This is a genomic window from Varibaculum prostatecancerukia (genome assembly GCF_943169825.2).
GTDB lineage: Bacteria > Actinomycetota > Actinomycetes > Actinomycetales > Actinomycetaceae > Varibaculum > Varibaculum prostatecancerukia.
On the sequence record NZ_OW968402.1, the window covers coordinates 1 to 20,847 of the forward strand.

Consider the following 20,847-nt stretch of genomic DNA (forward strand, 5'->3'; position numbering starts at 1 on the left):
ATGTCTAGTTCGCTTCAGGAAATCTGGCAAGACGCGATCGAAAACTTAAAACAAAATCCCCAGGTAGGCCAAGCAGATCTGGCATTTGTGCGCATGTCTAAACCCCTGACAACCTACGAAAATACCATCGTAATCGCTACTCCAAACGATTACTCAAAATCGATTCTAGAATCCCGTTTAGGCCCGTTTTTACGAAAATACCTGTCTAAAGCTACCTCTCGGGAAGTTATTTTGGCGGTTTCGGTCGATCCCTCGCTAGATAATGGAGAAACCATAAATCCCAATGAACAGCAAGTAGTTGCTCCCGCGCCAAAAACTCCCCAAAGTACCTCTGTAGAGAAAAGTGTCGTTTCCCCGCCTAAAAAACCTTTTGATTCTCGCCTTAACTCTAAATACACCTTTGAATCTTTCGTTATCGGCGGCTCAAATCGTTTCGCCCACGCCGCCGCGATTGCGGTAGCCGAAGCTCCGGCTAAGGCCTATAACCCGCTTTTTGTTTATGGAGGTTCGGGGCTAGGAAAAACCCATCTACTCCATGCCATTGGAAACTATGCGCTCAAACTTTATCCTCACATCAAGGTGCGTTATGTAAACTCCGAAGAGTTCACCAACGATTTCATTAACTCCGTATCGGAAGGCAACGCCCACGAGTTCCAACGCCGCTACCGCAATATCGATATCTTGATGATTGACGATATTCAGTTTTTACAGGGTAAAGAGCAAACCATTGAAGAATTTTTCCATACCTTCAACTCTTTACATAATGACAACAAGCAGGTAGTTATTACTTCCGATGTTCCTCCTAAAAAGCTGGAGGGATTCGAGGAGCGGCTGCGTTCTCGATTTGAATGGGGACTGTTAACCGATGTTCAGCCTCCGGATTTAGAAACTCGCATCGCAATTTTGCGGAATAAAATTCGCCAAGAGGGCGTGGGCGCCCCTCCGGAAGTCTTGTCCTATATTGCTTCACGTTTTACTATCAATATCCGCGAACTGGAAGGTGCGCTGCTTCGGGTTACCGCTTTCGCCTCGCTTACAAAGCAGCCCTTAACCTTGCAGCTAGCAGAGATGGTACTCAAAGATATTGTTTCTGACCCCAATGATCAAGAAATTACCCCCGCTTTGATTAAGGCTCAGACCGCCGGGTATTTTGAAACTACCGTTAACGACCTGTGCTCACCTTCGCGTTCACGTTCCCTTACTGAGGCTCGTCAGATCGCCATGTATTTATGTCGGGAATTAACCGAACTATCTTTACCTCAGATTGGCAAAGAATTCGGAGGACGGGATCACACTACGGTAATGCACGCCAACAAGAAGATTACCCAGCTGATGAAGTCTAAACCCCAGATTTTTGATCATGTAAACGAACTAACCAATCAAATTCGCCAAGCTGCGCGCCATGCAAAGTGATTTAAACAATAAAATCTCTCCAGATGTCACTAACCTTAAAGAAGATTTTGGTATTTATTTAACATTATTTTTAACTACTACTACCAGTAGAACTACAAAAATGTAGTTCTCATGATCACAGGTTGTAGCGGGTTTCTCCACACCTGTGAATAAACCTGTGAATAATTGGGGATTTTTTCAAAATTTCTGTGCATAGATCACTACATAATTCACCGTTAGCTCATTCATCCCCAATGCATCCCCAGTTGATCCCCCTGAAATTAACAAGCTCTATTTCCGTTATTACCTGCTGTTTTATCTAATAAAATCAGATATTCCAGGAAGTGATGACTGTGAGAAGAAAAAAATTAGAATCTAAAAAAATTACTAACAGTAACTTCTCACCTGAAACTAGAAAATCTGCCATTAACTATCAGATTGGTGCGGAACTGAGCTCTTACTAGGTTAACCTGTATCTATGACCGAAAAGCACTCCGCAGGAAACGCCGGATTAGGTGATCACGATTTTCCTTCCCGTAAGGAGCGCCGCCGACACGAAAAAGAACAAATACAGGCGCGGGCACAGGCCAATGTTACGCGTTCGGTGGCTCCGATAAATCCGGCGCGCTATGAAAATATCCCAAAAAAGACGGTATCCGGTAAAAAGGCTGCTTCCGGTCGGGGAGGAAATAGTAATATTTCTCCAGTCCCGTCCTCAGCAAAGTTAAAACCCGCAGGTAAACCAGCGAAGAGTGCTAGAAAAAATTCCGGTAAGCCGGTTAAAAAAAGTATGCCCCTAAAGAAGAATTCCGGGGTAAAGAAAGATCGCAAGCCAAGTAACTCGAGGCCAGGTAGCGGAAAAAATTCGAAAGTAACCAGGCCAGGAAAAAATCCAAAGAGAGTTGGTCTATGGGTAAAAAGAATTCTGGGAGTTCTTAGTGGACTGATTCTAGTAGGGATTATCGCCGGATGTTTGACTTTCTTGATTGCCTACTATCGTTTGGAAGTTCCTGAAGCTCAAAAATTTGCTAATGCCCAAGTAACCACGGTTTATTGGGGCGACAACGACACTATGATGGGTAAGTTTGCAGAACGAAACCGTACCATCGTGGATACTAAATCTTTCAAAAATTCCTATATCCGCGACGCCGTGGTAGCCAGTGAAGACCGCACTTTTTATGAAAATAGTGGAATTGACGTTAAAGGTATTGCGCGTGCCCTGTGGAATAACGTGCGCGGGCGACCCACTCAAGGTGCCTCTACCCTCACCCAACAATATGTAGAAAACTACTACACCGGGAAAAATACTGGGTACACCGGGAAATTTAAAGAAACCATTTTGGCGTTGAAAATAAATCGGCAAGTGCCGAAAGAAAAAATTATTAACGATTATTTAAACACTATCTATTTTGGTAGGGGAACCTATGGGATAGAAGCCGCAGCTAACGCCTACTTTGGCAAAAGCGCGAAAGATATGAATCTTTCAGAATCAGCACTGCTTGCGGGGATTATTCCTGCTCCCAATGCCTGGGATCCGCTAGTTAGTCCCGAGCAAGCTAAGTCGCGGTGGAATCGGGTATTGAATCTGATGGTTGCCGACAAAATGATTAAGCCCGAAGAAAGAAAGGCCGCAACTTTCCCGAAGGTACAAGAAAAAAAGCAGGAAGCTACCTACTTTAAGGGAACTACCGGGTACTTATTGCAGCATGTGCGGCAGGAGTTAATAACTGAAATTGGCTATACCGAAGACGAAATAGACCGCGCGGGAATTAAGGTTTACACCACTATTGATCCTGAAAAACAAAAAATGTTGGAGGACGCGGTAGCGACTCTTCCGGAAGATAGACCCCAGGGACTGCGAGTGGCAGCTAGTTCAATAGATACCGCCACCGGAGCAGTTATTGCGGAATATGGGGGAGAGGATTATCAAAAAATTCAGCGGAACGCAGTTACTCAAGATATTGCGCAAGCCGGATCTACTTTTAAGCCTTTTGCCCTGCTAGCTGCGCTAGAACACGGGCACAAATTAAATGAAACCATCAATGGATCGGGACCAATGAAAGTTGGTGATACCTCAATCAAAAACTATGGGGGAGCCTCCTATGGTCAAGTGAACCTGATTCAAGCTACAAAAATGTCCATTAATACCGCCTATGTGAGACTTAATAGTGAAATAGGGATGGATACCACTCGGCAGGTGGCTATTGCCGCTGGATATCCGAAGGATACCGCCGGTTTGGATCAAGATGCGCTAGTGGGCGTTTTAGGTTCAAGTTCTCCCCACAATATTGATATTGCTAATGCCTACACCACTTTCGCTACTGGCGGGATTCGCCGGCCAGCCCACATTGTTGCCAAAATTACCGATTCATCTGGAAATGTACTTTACGAGGCAGACACTACTGGAACCCGCCAGTTCGAAGAAGAAAATATTTCCGAACTTACCAAAGCGCTAGCTGCCGTTACTGAAAGTGGGGGAACCGGATCAACTGCAGGCAAACTGGGAAGGCCGGTAGCAGCGAAGACCGGATCCTCTAATGACAACCGATCAGCCCAATTTGTGGGATATGTACCGCAAATGGTGACCGCGGTTTCTATGTATCAAGTTGGGGAAGATGGATCTGAACAATCAATTACCCCCTTCGCGGGAGTCAGAGAAGTTACCGGCGGTACCCTACCAGCAAAAATTTGGTTGGCTTATATGAAAAATGCCGTTAAAGACTTACCGGCTGAACCTTTGTTTTCCTATAAATCCAAGGGAAATAGGATTAGTCCTAGAGAGAAAGCTACTCCGTACCAAACTGCAGAAGTACCTTCTCCGCCGCCGCCACCTACCACCTCGCGACCCCTGATTGTAACTAGCCAACCTCCAGAAAGTCCCTCTCCGGAAGAAAGTGAACAGCCTGAGCCGTAGATGGAGATTCCTTAAGAATCTGGGGTAAAGCAGTAAAAATTATTTTTACTACCAGGACCATGCGTGTGGAGGGAATTTTTTTAGGGTGAAATCCCAGAAAAAGAGGGGTTCATAACAAAGTTGCGGATCGGCTAGAAATAGCGCTTCTAACTAGGTTATCCTGTAATGCGACCTTCGGGTCGATAGCATATGCCCTCCTGCCACGGAAGGACCGTGGCCGTTAGACCAAAGGAGGTGGGTTAAGATGCGTAAATACGAGATGATGGTGATCCTGAATCCCGAAATCGACGAACGCACAGTAGCCCCGGCGTTAGAAAAGCTACTCAACGTAGTTTCTGCTAACGGGGGAAGTGTGGATGCGACCGATATTTGGGGCAAGCGTCGCCTCGCATATCAGATTGAAAAACATTCTGAGGGGATTTATGCGGTCATCGATATGACCACTACTCCGCAGATTGCTGAAGAGTTAACTCGGCAGCTGACGCTAAACGAATCAGTTTTGCGTACCAAGTTGCTGCGGCGCGATTAAGTTCTAGGAGAACAAAAATGGCTGGAGATACCCTGATAACGGTTATTGGGAATCTGACTGCAGATCCCGAACTGCGCTATACCGCGCAATCGGTGCCAGTGGCCTCGTTTACCGTGGCCTCCACTCCCCGAACCTATAACCGGGCATCCGGACAGTGGGAAGATGGCACCGCCATGTTCCTGCGCTGTTCTGCTTGGCGGGAAATGGCCGAAAATATCGCCGAATCTTTAACCAAAGGAATGCGGGTGATTGTTCGCGGCCGCTTGCAGCAACGCAATTGGGAGCGAGACGGACAAAACCGTTCTTCGCTAGAGCTGCAAGTCGATGAAATCGGGCCATCCTTGCGTTATGCGCAAGCCCAAGTTACCCGGATTCCGCGTGCAGGGGCAGGCGGATTCAACCAGGGAGGACAGGGCGGATTCGCCGGAGGCGCTCCAGCTGGCAATTTCAATCAAGGTGGGGGATTTAACCAAGGCGCTGCTGCAAACCTGGGTACAGGTTCGATGAGTGCGGCGCAACCGTCCGCGGATGACAATCCTTGGACTGCTCCTGCCACCAGCGATAACGATGGTAGTAACGAACCACCGTTCTAAAATTTCAGGATAAGACCCCTAGGGTCACACCATTAAGGAGTTAATATGGCGAAGAAAGTTCTTCGCGCGAAGCCGATAAAGAAAAAGGCTAACCCGCTACGTAATTTGCCGGTTGAAAAAATCGACTATAAAGACACCCCGTTCTTGCGGAAGTTTATTTCCGACCGCGGAAAGATTCGTTCGCGCCGGGTTACCGGAGTTAGCGTACAGCAACAGCGCGCCATCGCTAAAGCAGTTAAGAATGCCCGCGAAATGGCGTTGCTTCCCTACACAAGTTCTGGTCGCTGATAGGAGGGTCTAGTCATGGCAACAGCCAAAATTATTTTGAACATGGATGTACCGGGACTGGGTTCTTCCGGTGACGTGGTAACCGTAGCTCGCGGCTATGCCCGCAACTATCTGGTACCGCGGAAAATGGCGCACCCTTGGACTAAGGGAGCCCAAAAGCAGATCGACGAAATGATTCGCGCACGGCGCCGCCGGGAAATCTCTAATGTAGAGGATGCTCGGGCCGTACGGGATGCTATCGAAGCCCACGATACCGTGGTGATTTCTAAGCGTGCGGGTCATTCCGGCCGCCTCTTTGGAGCAGTATCTGCCCAAGATGTGGCGGCAGCGGTTAAAGAACAGATCGGGCAAACCGTTGATCGGCGCAAGGTTATTATCGAAAAACCGATTAAAGCGGTTGGAAAATATCAGATTCAAATCAATTTGCATGAAGATATTAGCGCCAAACTGTTTGTAAATGTTGAGGGCGGCAAGTAGCAGTAAGCTACTTTCTTAGCAGCACTTAGCTGATAAAAAGTCGGGCGGTCTTAGGAAAAAGACCGCCCGACTTTTTCATGTCTTGATAGGGGAGGATGTCAGATACCTTTTGTAATCGGCATCAGCAAAGGATCTAGTTTAAAGGAAAAGCTAAGAGTGCTTTAGCCAAGCGTCGCCGCGGATGCGCAGCCAAAGAGACGCGGTTCTGCCGCCCATAAAAACGATTCCGTAGGCGGCCCAAATACCAGCTAATGCGAGGGAACGGGCAGGTAAAAGGCGTACCAATAAAATCGCTGGCAGGTAGATAACAAAAACTATCGCCATCGCTGTGGCCAAGTATTTACTGTCATCAGCACCAATCAGGTAGCCGTCGTAAATGTAGGTGAGCGCAGCTAAAGGTTGTACTAGACCCACAACTATTAAGCCGGTGGTGGTAAGGGAAAGAACCTGAGGATCGGAAGTAAATAGCTGCGGTAAAAAGGGAGAACTAAGTGCAAGGAACAGCCCAATTAGAGCTCCAGACGCTAGTGCCCAACGGTTTAAGCGTCCGATTAGGGCGCGGATTCGGTGCTTGTCGCCCTCACCGAGAGCGTTCGCTAGTAGCGCCTGGGCGGAGATTGCTAGGGCATCTAGACCGAAAGCCCCCAGAACCCAGAGACTTTTTAGAATCTGGTAACCGGCCAAAGTGTCTGCCCCGAAACTAGCTGCCTGCCAAGTAGTTACCACGATGGAGGCTTGAAGAAAAAGGGAGCGGCAAACTAGGGGCACTCCGTGTAGACCCGAACGTAAAACTAGCTGGGGGTGGGGGCGAGCCGATACTCCCTCGACCCGGAGTTTCTTTACTATTACTGCCCACATCCAGGTGGCCATGAAAAACTGGCTGATCGCGGTGCCTGCCCCCGCTCCGGCCACCCCCCAGGAGCATCCAAAAATTAAAAATGCAGATAGAGGCACGTTGAGAAGCGCCCCCAGGGTGGTAACCACCAGGGGAGTGCGCGTATCTAAGAGTGCGCGTAAAACCCCGGTAGCAGCTAATACTGAAAGCATCGCTACTAGACCAGGGGCGGAAGCTATCAGGTAGAGGCGCGCAAAAGTGGCGACCGGTGGCTGCGGACTAAAAAGGCCCACTATTTGGGGGGAAAAAATAATCAGGATTACCGCAAGGACGGCTCCCAGGACGGCTCCTAGCCACATGCCTTGAATACCCAGGCGCAACCCCTCACCCTGTTTGCCAGCTCCGACTGCCCGTCCAGTGACTGCGGTGGTGGTGTAGGCCAAGAAAATGCAGATGCCTACGATCAAGGTTAAGATCGTCGAGCCGATGGCTAGACCCGCCAGTTCTAAAGTTCCCACATGGCCAACTAAAATAGAATCCGCCATGGTCAGCAGAGGTTCGGCCATTAGCGACCCCAAAGCGGGGAGCGCTAAAGAAAGAATCTGACGATTCAAGCTCTGCCTTGCCGGTTTATCCACGAATCCTCCCCCCATTTGTTATACACAGCCAAAGAAAAACTCTGTTAGTAGTTTCCCAGTTTGTTACCTGTTTTTAAACTTGCGGTTATTTATTACCCACAACGCTCGCGTAAATTTCCACAGGTTCTCAACAGCTTGTGCACTATCTAGGCTGGGTTTTCAACAAGTTCGTTTCTGTTTTCACTGTCGGTTTATGGCAAAATTAATCAGTTAATAAACGCGGACAGGAAGTTACGATGGCAGATTTTGATCGCACTCCTCCCCAGGATATAGCTGCTGAACAGTCGGTTTTGGGAGCAATGATGCTCTCTAAAGATGCAATCGCCGATGTGACTATGACTATCGGGGGCGAGGACTACTACCGTCCGGTACATCAAACCATTCATGAAGTTATCCTGGATTTGTTTGGTCGGGGCGAACCAGTAGATGCCGTCACTGTCGCTGGACAGCTAAAGCGTAATGGTGATTTAGAGAGAATCGGGGGCGCCCCCTACCTGCATCAACTAGTTTCGGGAGTTCCTACCGCCGCAAATGCCGGATTCTACGCTCGGATTGTGCGCGAGCGAGCGCAGCTGCGATCCCTGGTTCAGGCGGGCACCCGAGTGGTGCAGCTGGGGTATGCCGCCGATGGTGGGGATGTTGATGAACTAATTAACCAGGCGCAAAGCGAAATCTATGCGGTCAGTGAACGCGGTAATGCCGAGGATTATCGTCCAATTACCGAATTCCTGGACGAAACCGTTCATGAATTGCAAGAACTGCAAAAAAATGGGGGTTTCGCTTCCGGGGTGCCCACCGGTTTTTACCAGTTGGATAACCTCGCCCATGGATTGCACCCCGGTCAGCTGATAATCGTAGCTGCCCGCCCCGCCATGGGTAAATCAACTTTAGCCCTTGACTTCTGTCGCAACGCCGCCATCCATAACAACATGACTTCGGTAATTTTTAGCCTGGAAATGGATGGCACTGAAATTTCTCGCCGCATGATTTCCGCAGAATCCGGAGTTTCTATGTCCCGGATGAGCTCAGGGGATCTAGAGGATGCAGATTGGACCAAGATCGCGCAGGTACTTTCGCGGTGTTCAGAGGCTCCCCTCTATATAGATGACTCCCCGAATCTCACCTTGCCGGAAATTCGCTCTAAGTGCCGGCGCCTAAAACAACAAAATGATTTAAAACTAGTGGTTGTGGACTACCTGCAGTTAATGAGTTCGGGTAAACGGGTAGAATCCCGCCAACAGGAAGTGGCCGAGTTTTCCCGCTCGTTAAAACTATTGGCGAAAGAACTAGATATTCCAGTAGTGGCAGTTGCCCAGCTAAACCGGGGACCTGAGCAGCGAACTGACCGGAAGCCAATGCTTGCTGACCTGCGGGAATCTGGATCATTGGAGCAGGACGCGGATGTGGTAATGCTGTTACATCGCCCCGAGGCTTACAACCCGGAAGACCGCCCCGGAGAGGCCGATATTATCGTGGCTAAGCATCGTAACGGGCCGACTGCGACTATCCCGCTGACCTTCCTGGGGCGCCTGTCTAAGTTCGGTAACCCGGCTCGCGAATAGGGCTCGCGAGTCCCTGCGCAGCTTGCCTAGCGCCCTCCTCTAGTGTCCTGGAAGATGCAGGCGAGCGTGGAAAGAGCGCAACCATTTCGGAGCCCACCAGTTAGCCCGTCCGCAGATAGCCATAATCGCGGGTACGAGTCCCATACGCACTAAAGTGGCATCGAGAGCAACCGCTACCGCCAGGGTGAACCCGATTTGTTTAATCGCCTGGATACCTCCGGTGGTGAAACCTAAGAATACTACTAGCAAGATCAGGGCTGCGGAAGTAATGGTAGAAGCCGAATGGGTGAGTCCGTCGCGAACTGCCCGTTTATTATCCTCGGTTTCGTCCCAGATTTCTTTAACCCTGGAGACTAGGAACATTTCATAGTCCATTGACAAGCCAAAACCGAAACAAAACACGATCGCTACTACATAGGATTCCACCGCGCCGAGGGAAGTGAACCCGAGGAGTTTTTCCCCATGACCATATTGGAAAACCCAAACCGCAATCCCCAGAGATGACATCAAAGACACCATGTTTAATACCAGGGCTTGCAGAGGAAGCAATAGCGCCCCAGTCATTAAGAACAGCATTAAATAGGTGGTTAAGGCGACTGCGATAAACACATAGGGGGCATACTGCGCCAAAGTGTCTTGAAAATCTGTTTGCAGGGCTGCTTGACCGGTAACCCAAGTCTTAAAGGGGGCAGGCAAATCCCGTACCTGCTGCATTTCCTGTTTCACTTGCGCGGCAAAGGCATCTTTTTCCTGCGTGTAAACATCGACAGCAGCGTATTGTTCACCATCGATTTTCAGGTCTTCCGCGGGGCGAATTCGTTTCACGTGAGCAAGTGGTTTTAATTGCCTGTCTGCCCACTCTTGTAGCTGTTGGGGGGTGGTTTTGGCTACCACCCGGATTTGAGGGTTAGCCGAGTCCGGAAAACGATCCCACATATCCCAAAGCGCCCCAATCTCGGGGATGGATCGCGGCATTGATTCCACTGCAGAAGAACGCATTTCCAGATGATAAAGAGGAAGCGACATCACCACCAGAATCAGAGTGACTACTACTAGCACCGGCCAAGGACGGCGGGTTACAAAAGTGGAAACTTTACGGAAAACCGGGGAGGGGTCGTCCTCGCTGCGGGTCGTGGGCTTGCGTAAAATATGGCGACGCACCCAGTTTACCCAGGTGGCAACGGAGGAGGGCGCAGCTAGACTCGGTCCAAAAAGCATCATGAGTGCTGGTAGTAGGGTCATGTTGGAAATCATCGCCAACATAGTTACCGCTACTCCTCCTATCCCCATCAGACGCAGTAAAGGTAGCGGGAAAATACACAGCCCCAAAATCGCCATTGACACGATCAGTGCGGAAAAGAATACGGTAGCTCCCGCAGTGTCCATGGTTTTATTTAAAGCCTGCATATAGGGTTCGCGGGCGGTCTGTAGCTGAGTGCGGTAATCTTTGCGAGAGAGCATCCGCATTCCGGAAGCTTCTTCGCGACGTGACCCAACTAGAACTTGGATGACACGAGGATAAAAAATAAAGGTATCTTCTTTGCCGTGGATTCCCCGTTTATGCAGTTCAGTTCGGTAGCGAGAAACGATTAGCAGTCCGTAGTCAATCGATAATCCCAGCCCGAGGAAAGACACGATATTGACTACGAAAGATTCCACAGTGATCAGGTAGGTCAGTAACAAAATCAGGAACAAGGTAATGCCGATAGCGGCGCCCGCGCCGATCAGGGGCATGAGGGCGGCTAACATTCCTCCGAAAACTATCGCCATAATCAGCAGGGAAATCGGGATAGAAATTCCTTCTCCGCGCAGCATATCTGCTTTTACCTGACCATTAGCGGCATCTTGCAAACCGGTGTTGTCGACCAGATTTACTGTGGCGTCAATAGCGGAACCGGCAAAATAATCGGGGAGTTCATTTAAAACCGCGGCTACCTGGTCACGGGCATCGGGATCCACCTGGTCATACCCGTCTGCCTCTAGCTGTACATTAATCAGGAAAGTTTTATCGTCCTTCGCAACCATCTGTTTTAGCTGGCTGGACTGGATAGTATCCCACACTGGGGGCAGGTGGGCGGCAAACTCTTTTTTCACTTCCTGTTCGGCGCGCTGCCGTGCTTTTTCCACCTGACTTTGGCTCGCGCCCTTAGCTTTCGCGATTTGTTCAGCTTGCGCTCTGCCTTGCGCCAACGCCTGCTCTAGGGCTTTATCGGTCGCTTCCTGCGCCTCTTTTCCAGCCGGAAGTTGCGGGTCAAAAGTAATAAAAGGATCGGCGATCCCCTTCACTTTCTTTACCTTTAAAAGGTCGGCGTGTAAGGGGCGCAGTATTTTCGCTATCTGGTCGGCATTTTTTTCTAGGTTGTTGACTTCTACTACTGCAGTTACTGGATAGGTATCGCCATGGGCTTGCTCGTAAAGATCCTTCCCGATTGCTGAGGGCGAGGCGGGACTGGCCGGCTGGGGGGTGATTAAGCGTTCAAATAGGGGTTTGCCTCCCACACCAGAAAATACCGCTGTCATAGAAATTGCCACTGCGAGCAACCAAATAATTACGACGAAGCCGGGGTGTTTACCCCACCAAAAGCGCTTCATCCGATTCATAGCTTCAATTGTGCTGGTTTCGGCGCGCTAGTGCAGGCAAATCAGACAAAGATTTGGAATAAAGACGGATCATAAATATTTCCTTGAAGTAAGCGAGCTGTTTTTGCAGGTTATTGTGGCTTTAAATAGTTTTCTGCAAGCAGTACTTGGTTCGCACAGATATTTTGGGAATGTAAATGCTCCGGTTCTGCTCGGCCTGGAAACCTAAATTTACAGCCATTCGGGAGAGGGAACTACAAAGTCCTTTCCTCCCAGTTCCTTAATTTGCGCTATTAACAGGTCGGCGTCTTTAGATAATTTCTTTAAGCGAGTAGTAACTTTACGGTTACCGGGATCTCTGTCGGTAGTTTCCCAAGATTTTTGCCGCGCTTTTAAAGCCTCCTGGTTGCAGTAAACCAGCAGTTCCGCCGCCTCATCTAAAGAATAATTTTCTTCCTTTTCCTGTTTTGCTTTAGTTATTGCCAAAGCTAAGTTGTAGTTAACCTGGCACCCGGCCAAAGCCGTCTGGGGTTCAGTCAATCTTGCTTCCAGTAGGAACGGAACTTGCTTAGAGGAACGAGAAAGATAGGTGTTGGCTTCTACCAGGTTGCCGGCCTCTAGATAGCTGGTTCCCAGGTTGTAGTTGACCAGCCAACGATCAGCGACCAGCTGAGAGGCGGTTTGGCGCACCCGCAAAAGTTGCGCCTGCGAGATATTTCCTGCCCGGTCAGCGCGCAGCGCCTGCTGCTCTAAAAACCAGTTACGAGTTTGCAGACCGGAGGCCGCAATCAGGGAAACCACCACTAAAGTGACGGGAATAATCCACAGGCGAGAGCGTTTGGGTGGCTTTATTACCAGGTCGTGCCGGGCAGTTAAGGATTGTTGATGTGCAGATAACCGGATATCAACTTGGTAAAGCGCATCGTGAAAAGAAGGCACTTCGCTTAGAGAATGGTTGGCGGCAGCGCCTGGGTGCAGCAGCCGGGAAATCAGCGAGGCCATTTGCGGCCAGTCTGTGGCCATTAGCTGCTGGGGACGATAGTTAGCCCAACCGGCAGTACGGTAATACTGTTTAGCCAGGTTAGCTAAGATTTTTCCCAGGACAACTTGCCGAGTGTAGGGATCTAAACTGTGGTAGCGCCGATCAGCTTCTAGGGAAAGAAGACGTTGGCGATAGGCCTTTAACAGGCGACACAGATTTTCTTGGCGGCGGGTACTGAAAGTAAAAATTGGAGAGCGAGCGGCGCTTTGGTAAAAAACTATTGTCCAGACAACTAGCAGCACTGCTACCAATATCATTGCGGCGGAGCCTGCCAGCGCCATATAGGAATGCTCCATTAGGGGCTGGATAGGTAAGTTAGCTGATGCGTTTGGGAGCATAAGTCCCATCCCCGACCTCAGTTGTTTAGTGGCGGCTGCGGACCTTGCGGCGGGTTGGGCGGCATAAAGGATTGCTGCTGAGGCGCCTGGAATTGTGAAAACTGCTGACCGGATCCGTTTGGTGGCACCGGGGAGACTTGCCCCCTGTAATAAGGCTGTTGCGGATAACCGGCGGGAGGATATTGCCCCTGCTGGTAATACCCCGAATACGGGTTCGGCTGCGAGTTGTTTCTAAATACTTCGGTGAGATCAGTGACCGGTTGCCGGGAAATGGTCTGGTAGATTGCCAAGACGCAAGCCGCCAGTACTACCAGGGAAAATACCCAAGTTAATCCTCCGATTATCCAGTAAATCCAACCGACTTTTTCTAACTCGGAACCAAAAAGACTTCCATACAAGCTAGTTCCGTGATTGGCGCGGTTCTTTCCCAAGAAGCAAGCTGCGTCCTCAGAGGAAAGTCCAATGATGAAATTGGTGAGCCCGATAACTGCCGTAACCGCTAGTAAAACAAAGTAGGCGGGACGCGGCTTAATAACTGAACAAGCAGCCGCCCCTATCAAAAGCAACATTCCCACGGCATGAATAACCGGCGTGGTGGTGGCAGACAGTAATAGGAACAGACTGACGATCAGAATGGCACCCGCAGAGGCTGGTTCTTGGGCTTTGCTCGAAAGGATTGATCCCGTGATTATCCCTCCGATCAGCATCAGAACCACCAAGATACAAAAGATTAGTACGGTGGTTAGAGATGATCTATATCTAGAGATCATTAGGGTGATATCGATTAGTAAACAAAGCCAACCTGCACTGATTACCACGGTTGCAATCCAAGCGGCTGCTTTAGTGAACTTTCCTACCTGCCGCAGCCCAGAAAGCATAAAAGCCACTAGCAGGGCATGTCCGATACCTAGGAATAACCAACTGGTACCAATAGCTGCGTCTGCAGAAAATCTGGAAACAGCACTGATTATGTAACCAACTAGGATGAACAATACCGAAATAGGAATAAACCAAATTCGATTTTGCTTGATGCTGTTCAGCAGCCAAGACAAGTCAGTACCTTGCGGAGGCTGAGGCATGCCACTGGGGTAGCCCGATCCCGCAGGATACTGTGAGCCAGCGGGGTAGCCTGATCCACCCGGATAGCCTGCCGGGGGATAGGGGTATTGTTCATTGAATTCGTTACCGGCTTGCCCGGGGTAAGAATAGGGCGGATATCCTGCCGGGGGATTTTCTACTGGCGGATTTCCAGGTTGATAGGAATTATCAGGGAACGACATTTCTTCTCCCGGTCAGTTGGGTAAACAATCCAGTTAGCTTTGTAGATACAGAACCACTGCTACCAAGTTTAGGGTCAGCGCTAGATCCAAGCAATAATTCTGCAAGTCGCTCCCCAGGCAACAGGCATAATCTACAATTGCTAATGGAAAAGAAATACAGGGAGGTATCGCGATGACGCAGGCGGAGCGGCCGGTGCCCAGCGACCATGAACTGGAAGCTCTATTAGCCGATACGCGGGCGCTGCTTGCCGAAAAAGCCCGGTGGGAAGATGACCAAATAAATCGGGATCTGGATGTGCTTTTGCATCGGGTGCGGGGAGTAAAACGGGGATCTTATGCGCAAGCATTACGCAGCCGCGCCCAAAGCTGGCAAGCGCGCTCCCAAAAGAACGCCGGGAACGGGGATGAGCCCCCGGGTTTAGTTGTTTCCGGTTCGCTGCCGGATAATTTTGTAGGCGAGGACGCCGCTCCCGATCAACTGGCTGAACAGCTTGCGCGGGCGGAAGCTGAAATCAGCGAAGGGTCACCCCAGTCTGTAGATGAAAACGAAGTTGCAGGTGAGGGGGTATAGAAGCATCTTGCCCCAGCTATGAATAATTTGGAAAATAATTTTTACTATGAAGGGAAGCAAGGATGCTAGTACTGACCCGTCGACGCGGCGAAGAAATTGTAATTGGAGACCAAGTGGTGATCACGGTGGTGGAATCCCATAAAGATAATGTCCGTATCGGGATTGATGCCCCTCGTGAGCTCACTATTCGGCGCGGAGAACTTCTTGATGAAGCCGCCCGGGAGCGTCTAGGTTTACAAGGACCCGGGCCGGTTAATAAAACGGAAACTCCTGAGCAATAATTTTTTTATCTTTACCTACAGCGGGATAACATCCTATTAGCTGGACTTAGAGTGCGCCCCCATAGGGCACCGAGTACGCTAAAAATAAGTTATCCACTGTTAAAACGCGGATAAAAATGTATTGGCATTTGAAAAGCCAAAACAGTAAGGAGTAACTGTGCGAATTGGAGTTCCTAAAGAGCCCACGCCAGACCAAACTTTGGTCGCCGCCACTCCGGATACGGTAAAGAAACTCATCAAACTGGGATATGAAGTCCTGGTGGAACAGGGGGCGGGCGAAAAAGCCGCCTACCTGGATGAGCAGTACTTGACCGCCGGTGCGGAAATCGTGGACACTCAGGCGGCCTGGCAGGCCGATATTGTAACTGTCCTAGATACCCCCCCAACTAGCTATCTGGATCTGATTCGACCCGGAGCGCTACTAATAGCCCGGATGGCTCCTGCCCGGCATCCCGAAACCGTAGATGCACTGGTAGAGCGGGGACTTACCGGGTTCGCGATGGACACGGTTCCGCGAATCTCGAGGGCACAATCCATGGATGTGCTTTCCTCCATGTCGAATGTGTCTGGGTATCGTGCGGTTATCGAGGCGGCAGAAAGTTTCGGACGTCTCTTTACCGGACAGGTAACTGCCGCCGGGAAAATCCCGCCCGCCAAGGTTTATGTGATTGGGGTGGGGGTAGCTGGTCTAGCAGCTATCGGTACCGCCAACTCCATGGGGGCTCAGGTCAGCGCCACTGACGTGCGCAGCGAAACCGCTGAGCAGGCTGAGTCAGTGGGAGCCACCTTCGTTCCTATCCCGATCGCACAGGAAAAATCGGATGACGGCTACGCCAAAGAAATGAGCGCTGATCAAGCCGATGCGGCCACCAAACTCTACACTGAGCAGGCCGCTTGCCACGATATCGTGATTACCACCGCGAATATTCCCGGCCGCCGCTCTCCGCTGTTAATCACTAAAGAGGCAGTAGCCCGGATGGCTCCCGGTTCGGTAATCGTTGATATGGCAGCAGCTGGCGGCGGGAACTGCGAGCTGACCCGCCCCGGTGAAAAGGTGGTTACCGAAAATGGGGTGACCATTATTGGTTACACCGATTTGGCCGGACGCCTACCTGGGCAGTCATCCCAGCTGTACGGACAAAATATCGTTAACCTGTTTAAACTGATCACTCCGGAAAAAGACGGAAACTACGTCCTCGATATGGAAGACGAAGTAGTCCGGGGGATCACGGTCGCTAAGGGCGGAGAAAATATGTTCCCCCCGCCTGCGATCAAGGTGCACGCTGCTCCCGCCCCAGAGAAAACCGATTCGGTTGCTGACGCCGCCGAGACCGCTCGTAAAAAGGCGGAAGAAGCTGCCTCTAAGAAGCGTAAACGTCTACTGTGGGCAGCAGTAGGGATTGTTTTGGGACTGGCGCTGATTGCCGCCACCCCCAAGCCGCTGATCCCCTACTACTTTATTTTGATGCTGGCGATTGTGGTGGGGTTCTATGTGATTACCTCAGTTACCCACTCGCTGCACACCCCGTTAATGAGTGAAACAAACGCCATCTCCGGAATTATTCTGGTAGGAGCGATTTTGCAGGTAGGCAGCGCTAACCCCGTGGTGTCAGCGCTTAGCTTCCTGGCAATCTTGGTGGCTTCGATTAACATTTTTGGCGGCTTCTCGGTGACGCACCGAATGCTGGCCATGTTCCGCAAGGAGGAGAACTAAGAAATGAGTAATGTTCTATTTGCGGTAACTCCCACCCTGGTTGCCAGCGCTTCTAAGGGAGAATTTTGGATTAGCCGGGGACAAAACATTGCCTACCTGGTAGCGGCGCTGCTGTTCATTTTGGCACTCGCAGGTCTATCTAAGAACGAAACCGCCCTGCGCGGTAACCGTTTTGGGGCAATCGGAATGTGCCTGGCGGTAGTGGCTACCATTGCAGTGGCGTTGCACAACGCGGGCGGACCTGGATATCAATCCACCCTAGTAACCGCACTTTTGATTGCGGTAGCCATGATTGCGGGCGCGATTATCGGACTGTGGAGAGCCAAAACTATTCCTATGACCGGGATGCCGGAACTGGTAGCCATGCTGCACTCCTTCGTAGGTTTAGCGGCAGTGCTGGTTGGCTATAACACGTTTATCCATATGCCCGGAGAGTTTAAGAAAGCGGGTGTCGATGCGGCCACTGCGATTAACCCCGCTACGGTAGGTTTCCACCTCGGTGAAGTCGGGGTAGGGATTTTCATCGGTGCCGTTACCTTGACTGGCTCTATCGTCGCCTACTTGAAACTGTCTGGAAAAATCAATGGCGCACCCCTGACGCTGCCGGGACGCAATTGGCTGAACGCTATTGCCATTATCGTGTCCATCGTGCTCATCGGGGTGATGGTTCGCGGATCGCATCTCAGTGCCACCGCTATGACCTTGACCTGGATGCAATGGGTAGCGATTATCGCCATGACTGTAATCGCCCTGGTGTTGGGGCTGCACTTGGTGGCCGCCATCGGTGGCGGCGACATGCCGGTAGTAGTTTCGATGCTTAACTCTTACTCGGGTTGGGCAGCGGCGGCAGCAGGCTTCATGTTGGGCAACGACATGCTGATTATTGCCGGCGCCCTAGTAGGCTCCTCCGGTGCCTACCTGTCCTACATCATGTGTAAAGCCATGAACCGTTCGTTTATCTCCGTGATTTTGGGAGGATTCGGTTCTGATGGGGGACCGGCAAAAGGCGCAGATACCGATTACGGTGACTACACCGAAACCAGCGCAGCCGAGGTCGCCCAAGCGCTAAAGGACTCCTCCAGCGTGATTATTACCCCCGGTTACGGTATGGCGCAGGCACAAGCCCAGTTCCCAGTAGCGGATCTGACTGCCAAGCTGCGTGCTGCGGGAGTAAATGTGCGCTTCGGGATTCACCCGGTAGCCGGACGGATGCCCGGACATATGAACGTGCTGCTGGCAGAAGCCAAAGTACCCTATGACGTGGTGCTAGAAATGGATGAGATTAACGATGACTTCCCCGACACCGACATGGTTTTGGTGATCGGCGCAAATGACACCGTTAATCCCGATGCCACCAAGCCGGGCAGCCCAATCGCGGGAATGCCGGTACTGGAAGTGTGGAAAGCTCGCCAGGTAGTGGTGTTTAAGCGTTCGATGAATCCCGGTTATGCCGGGGTGCAAAATCCGCTGTTCTTTAACGAGAACACCGATATGCTTTTTGGCGACGCGAAAGCCTCGGTAGAAGAGATCGTGCGCAACCTCTAAACCGATTCCCAAAATCGGGTTCCATACCCAAAATTTCGGGGGCGGGGTCGAAATAGAACGAACCTATTTCGACCCCGCCCCCGTTTTTAAAGCTGCGAATGGGGGGTGCCGTACAGTCGGGCAGCACCCCCCATTACTCCGCATCTTTAAGAATTAGAATCCTTAGGCATCAAAATATTGCTGCCCTCAAGTTTTAACACCAGGTGATCAGCTTTAACTTCAGCACTTTTCAGCTGCAAACTTGCGGGTATGCCACTGATAGGGATATTTAATGCCGGCAAGAAATCCGGAAGTTGAATCCGGGCAGACAATAGCGACGGCAACTGGGTTTTAAGCGCGGTCGGTTTAACTACCAAAGTGGGAGAAACCCCATCTAGACCCCCACTTAGTTCGATTTGTCCGTCAGCGAGAATTTCTTGCCCCCACTTAGTAGTGGAGAAAGTAAGTTTGCCCTGGCTCAAACGCACTTTCACCTCAGGCGCCTTTTGCGCTACTAGGCGAGATAGCGCCTCCCCACTCAAATCCGCCTGAACTTTTAACCGCCCGATCTTATCGATATTAAGGCGACTAGGGCTAAGCTGCAGGTTGTTAAGCTGGGCGGTCACATTAGTTACCGGCAGCGCCCCGCCCTCGGAGGCAATATCGAAACGCGGAGTTGTTACTGCAACCTGATTGATATTCCCACTGATTATTGAGGTCAAGAAAGGTAAATCATTCACCTTGACCGTGGCGTTTTCAGCTCCCCGCCTCTCTAGCGCCTGAGTGGCTTCGTTTTCAGCCCACCAGCAAGTAACCCGGTCTAAAACCCCCAGTAACACCGCGAGCACTGCTACAACTATTAAAAATCGCTTCAGATTTTGCACTTGTTCAGTATAGAGCGTCAGCGATTATTACTAGGAAAAAGCGCTAAAAAGGTAGCAGCCAGGCAGTCTTGCCGGTGACTTCGCGAGGGAGAAAATTACTTATCGATTTCTGCCTGTAGTGGGCCCAGGAGTTCCCGCTTAGGGTTGGCGCCCAGAATACCGCGAACGATCTCCCCCTGATTGAACACCATGAACATAGGGATAGAGTTAATCCCGTATTTGGCAGCTAACTGGGGGTTCTCGTCGATATTAACTTTGGCGACTTTAGCTTTCCCGGCAACCTCGGCCGCAATCTCGTCTACTATCGGACCCATCTGACGGCAAGGCCCACACCAGGGTGCCCAAAAATCTACCAAAACCGGGAGTTCAGATTTTAGTACTTCCTGGTCAAAGTCTTTTTCGGTTACTTCTAGGGGTTTTGTCATCTTATATTTTCCTCTCTAAATGGTTAAGAATAATTCTGTCAGTCGGTTAGGGAACGTTCGGCATCAAGAGCAGCCCGGCATCCGGAACCGGCAGCGGTAATTGCTTGACGATAGGTGTGGTCGACCAGATCCCCGCAGGCGAACACGCCGGGAACATTGGTGGCGGTGCCAGGTAGGTTAACCTGCACATATCCGGATTCATCCAGATCTACCTGTCCTTTAACTAGCTGGGAGCGTGGTTCGTGACCGATCGCAACGAACACTCCGGTAGCGTCCAAAGTAGTTTCTTTGCCGTCTACAGTTGACTGCAAAGTCAGCGATTCAACTTTGTCTTCCCCATTAATTTGGGCAACAGTGCTGTTCCAAGCAAAATCGATCTTGGGGTTAGCTTCTGCCCGCTCGGCCATAATCTGGGAGGCACGCAACTGGTCGCGGCGGTGAATTATGGTTACCTTTTTCGCGAACTTAGTTAAGAACAGCGCTTCTTCCATCGCGGAGTCTCCTCCGCCCACCACTGCCAAGTGTTGGTCTTTGAAGAAAAAGCCGTCACAGGTGGCGCAATAGGAAACCCCCCGCCCAGATAGTTCTGCCTCGCCAGCAACGTTTAGTTTGCGATATTCCGAACCCATCGCCAAAATGACGCGACGTGCGGAGTATTCGCCCTCGGAGGTAACTACCCGCTTTTCTGCCCCCTCTAAGGAAAGCTGCAGAGCGTCCTCATAAATAAGCTCGCATCCAAAACGCTCAGCTTGAGAAAGCATGTTTGCCATCAAATCCGGACCTTGAATCCCCTCGGGAAAACCGGGAAAGTTCTCTACCTCAGTCGTGTTCATCAGAGCACCACCTGCGGTTACTTCCCCGGCAATCAGCAGCGGATTAAGCCCCGCACGGGCAGTATAGATGGCGGCCGTGTAGCCGGCCGGTCCTGAACCAATAATGATAATGTCACGTACCGACATAGAGCCTCCTAGATTTTGCCC

Annotated in this window: 18 protein-coding genes; 11 read left to right on the forward strand and 7 right to left on the reverse strand. The window is 50.7% G+C overall.

Annotated elements, in window-relative coordinates; translation table 11 throughout:
* From dnaA to rplI, 6 genes are all read left to right on the forward strand, one after another.
* Positions 1-1,413, forward strand: coding sequence for a chromosomal replication initiator protein DnaA (gene dnaA, locus KO216_RS00005; RefSeq protein WP_215522233.1), 1,413 nt, complete (start codon positions 1-3; stop codon positions 1,411-1,413).
* A gap of 457 nt (positions 1,414-1,870) precedes the next feature.
* Positions 1,871-4,306, forward strand: a complete 2,436-nt coding sequence (locus KO216_RS00010; protein WP_215522234.1) for a transglycosylase domain-containing protein — start codon at positions 1,871-1,873, stop codon at positions 4,304-4,306.
* A 244-nt stretch (positions 4,307-4,550) separates the two neighbouring features.
* On the forward strand, positions 4,551-4,835 hold the full coding sequence (gene rpsF / locus KO216_RS00015; protein WP_215522235.1) for a 30S ribosomal protein S6: 285 nt from the start codon (positions 4,551-4,553) through the stop codon (positions 4,833-4,835).
* A 17-nt stretch (positions 4,836-4,852) separates the two neighbouring features.
* Positions 4,853-5,428, forward strand: a complete 576-nt coding sequence (locus tag KO216_RS00020; RefSeq protein WP_215522236.1) for a single-stranded DNA-binding protein — start codon at positions 4,853-4,855, stop codon at positions 5,426-5,428.
* Between the two features lie 45 nt (positions 5,429-5,473).
* Positions 5,474-5,716, forward strand: coding sequence for a 30S ribosomal protein S18 (gene rpsR / locus KO216_RS00025; protein ID WP_215522237.1), 243 nt, complete (start codon positions 5,474-5,476; stop codon positions 5,714-5,716).
* Positions 5,717-5,731: 15 nt separating this feature from the next.
* On the forward strand, positions 5,732-6,193 hold the full coding sequence (gene rplI, locus KO216_RS00030) for a 50S ribosomal protein L9 (RefSeq protein ID WP_215522238.1): 462 nt from the start codon (positions 5,732-5,734) through the stop codon (positions 6,191-6,193).
* Positions 6,194-6,343: 150 nt separating this feature from the next.
* On the opposite strand, the gene KO216_RS00035 is transcribed toward rplI, so the two are convergent.
* Positions 6,344-7,666, reverse strand: coding sequence for an MATE family efflux transporter (locus KO216_RS00035; protein ID WP_215522239.1), 1,323 nt, complete (start codon positions 7,664-7,666; stop codon positions 6,344-6,346).
* Between the two features lie 236 nt (positions 7,667-7,902).
* Between KO216_RS00035 and dnaB the strand changes: the two genes are divergently transcribed.
* On the forward strand, positions 7,903-9,228 hold the full coding sequence (gene dnaB / locus KO216_RS00040) for a replicative DNA helicase (RefSeq protein WP_215522240.1): 1,326 nt from the start codon (positions 7,903-7,905) through the stop codon (positions 9,226-9,228).
* Positions 9,229-9,267: 39 nt separating this feature from the next.
* Here the strand turns inward: dnaB and KO216_RS00045 are convergent, their stop codons facing one another.
* The 3 genes from KO216_RS00045 to KO216_RS00055 all read right to left on the reverse strand — a co-directional run bounded on the left by KO216_RS00045 (position 9,268) and on the right by KO216_RS00055 (position 14,468).
* Complete coding sequence (locus tag KO216_RS00045) at positions 9,268-11,829, reverse strand: MMPL family transporter (RefSeq protein WP_215522241.1); 2,562 nt, start codon at positions 11,827-11,829, stop codon at positions 9,268-9,270.
* 210 nt (positions 11,830-12,039) lie between these two features.
* Positions 12,040-13,188 (reverse strand): hypothetical protein, encoded by a 1,149-nt coding sequence (locus tag KO216_RS00050; RefSeq protein WP_309547314.1) that lies wholly within the window; start codon positions 13,186-13,188, stop codon positions 12,040-12,042.
* A gap of 17 nt (positions 13,189-13,205) precedes the next feature.
* Complete coding sequence (locus KO216_RS00055) at positions 13,206-14,468, reverse strand: DUF3824 domain-containing protein (protein WP_215522243.1); 1,263 nt, start codon at positions 14,466-14,468, stop codon at positions 13,206-13,208.
* 172 nt (positions 14,469-14,640) lie between these two features.
* On the opposite strand from KO216_RS00055, the gene KO216_RS00060 reads away from it, so the two are divergent.
* The 4 genes from KO216_RS00060 (at position 14,641) to pntB (ending at position 18,579) form a co-directional block, all read left to right on the forward strand.
* Positions 14,641-15,039 carry a hypothetical protein gene (locus KO216_RS00060; protein WP_215522244.1) on the forward strand — a complete coding sequence of 133 codons (399 nt, stop codon included), beginning with the start codon at positions 14,641-14,643 and terminating at the stop codon, positions 15,037-15,039.
* Positions 15,040-15,101: 62 nt separating this feature from the next.
* The gene (locus KO216_RS00065; protein WP_215522245.1) at positions 15,102-15,320 is read left to right on the forward strand and encodes a carbon storage regulator; all 219 of its coding nucleotides are present in this window, start codon (positions 15,102-15,104) and stop codon (positions 15,318-15,320) included.
* 157 nt (positions 15,321-15,477) lie between these two features.
* Complete coding sequence (locus tag KO216_RS00070) at positions 15,478-17,034, forward strand: Re/Si-specific NAD(P)(+) transhydrogenase subunit alpha (RefSeq protein ID WP_215522246.1); 1,557 nt, start codon at positions 15,478-15,480, stop codon at positions 17,032-17,034.
* A 3-nt stretch (positions 17,035-17,037) separates the two neighbouring features.
* A complete protein-coding gene (gene pntB, locus KO216_RS00075) occupies positions 17,038-18,579 on the forward strand; it encodes a Re/Si-specific NAD(P)(+) transhydrogenase subunit beta (protein ID WP_215522247.1) in 1,542 nt (513 codons plus the stop codon).
* A 146-nt stretch (positions 18,580-18,725) separates the two neighbouring features.
* On the opposite strand, the gene KO216_RS00080 is transcribed toward pntB, so the two are convergent.
* From KO216_RS00080 to trxB, 3 genes are all read right to left on the reverse strand, one after another.
* The gene (locus KO216_RS00080) at positions 18,726-19,442 is read right to left on the reverse strand and encodes an LmeA family phospholipid-binding protein (RefSeq protein WP_215522248.1); all 717 of its coding nucleotides are present in this window, start codon (positions 19,440-19,442) and stop codon (positions 18,726-18,728) included.
* A gap of 95 nt (positions 19,443-19,537) precedes the next feature.
* Positions 19,538-19,867: a thioredoxin gene (gene trxA, locus KO216_RS00085; RefSeq protein WP_215522249.1), complete on the reverse strand. Its 330-nt coding sequence runs from the start codon at positions 19,865-19,867 to the stop codon at positions 19,538-19,540.
* A gap of 38 nt (positions 19,868-19,905) precedes the next feature.
* The gene (gene trxB / locus KO216_RS00090) at positions 19,906-20,826 is read right to left on the reverse strand and encodes a thioredoxin-disulfide reductase (RefSeq protein ID WP_215522250.1); all 921 of its coding nucleotides are present in this window, start codon (positions 20,824-20,826) and stop codon (positions 19,906-19,908) included.
* Positions 20,827-20,847 lie beyond the last annotated feature (21 nt).

Bases quoted from the DNA above. Each gene is read 5' to 3' on its own strand.
- pntB (WP_215522247.1), top strand. From the start codon at position 17,038: ATGAGTAATGTTCTATTTGCGGTAACTCCCACCCTGGTTGCCAGCGCT.
- KO216_RS00010 (WP_215522234.1), top strand. From the start codon at position 1,871: ATGACCGAAAAGCACTCCGCAGGAAACGCCGGATTAGGTGATCACGAT.
- trxA (WP_215522249.1), bottom strand. From the start codon at position 19,867: ATGACAAAACCCCTAGAAGTAACCGAAAAAGACTTTGACCAGGAAGTA.
- dnaB (WP_215522240.1), top strand. From the start codon at position 7,903: ATGGCAGATTTTGATCGCACTCCTCCCCAGGATATAGCTGCTGAACAG.
- rpsR (WP_215522237.1), top strand. From the start codon at position 5,474: ATGGCGAAGAAAGTTCTTCGCGCGAAGCCGATAAAGAAAAAGGCTAAC.
- KO216_RS00065 (WP_215522245.1), top strand. From the start codon at position 15,102: ATGCTAGTACTGACCCGTCGACGCGGCGAAGAAATTGTAATTGGAGAC.
- trxB (WP_215522250.1), bottom strand. From the start codon at position 20,826: ATGTCGGTACGTGACATTATCATTATTGGTTCAGGACCGGCCGGCTAC.
- rplI (WP_215522238.1), top strand. From the start codon at position 5,732: ATGGCAACAGCCAAAATTATTTTGAACATGGATGTACCGGGACTGGGT.
- KO216_RS00055 (WP_215522243.1), bottom strand. From the start codon at position 14,468: ATGTCGTTCCCTGATAATTCCTATCAACCTGGAAATCCGCCAGTAGAA.
- KO216_RS00045 (WP_215522241.1), bottom strand. From the start codon at position 11,829: ATGAATCGGATGAAGCGCTTTTGGTGGGGTAAACACCCCGGCTTCGTC.
- rpsF (WP_215522235.1), top strand. From the start codon at position 4,551: ATGCGTAAATACGAGATGATGGTGATCCTGAATCCCGAAATCGACGAA.
- KO216_RS00050 (WP_309547314.1), bottom strand. From the start codon at position 13,188: ATGCTCCCAAACGCATCAGCTAACTTACCTATCCAGCCCCTAATGGAG.
- KO216_RS00020 (WP_215522236.1), top strand. From the start codon at position 4,853: ATGGCTGGAGATACCCTGATAACGGTTATTGGGAATCTGACTGCAGAT.
- KO216_RS00060 (WP_215522244.1), top strand. From the start codon at position 14,641: ATGACGCAGGCGGAGCGGCCGGTGCCCAGCGACCATGAACTGGAAGCT.
- dnaA (WP_215522233.1), top strand. From the start codon at position 1: ATGTCTAGTTCGCTTCAGGAAATCTGGCAAGACGCGATCGAAAACTTA.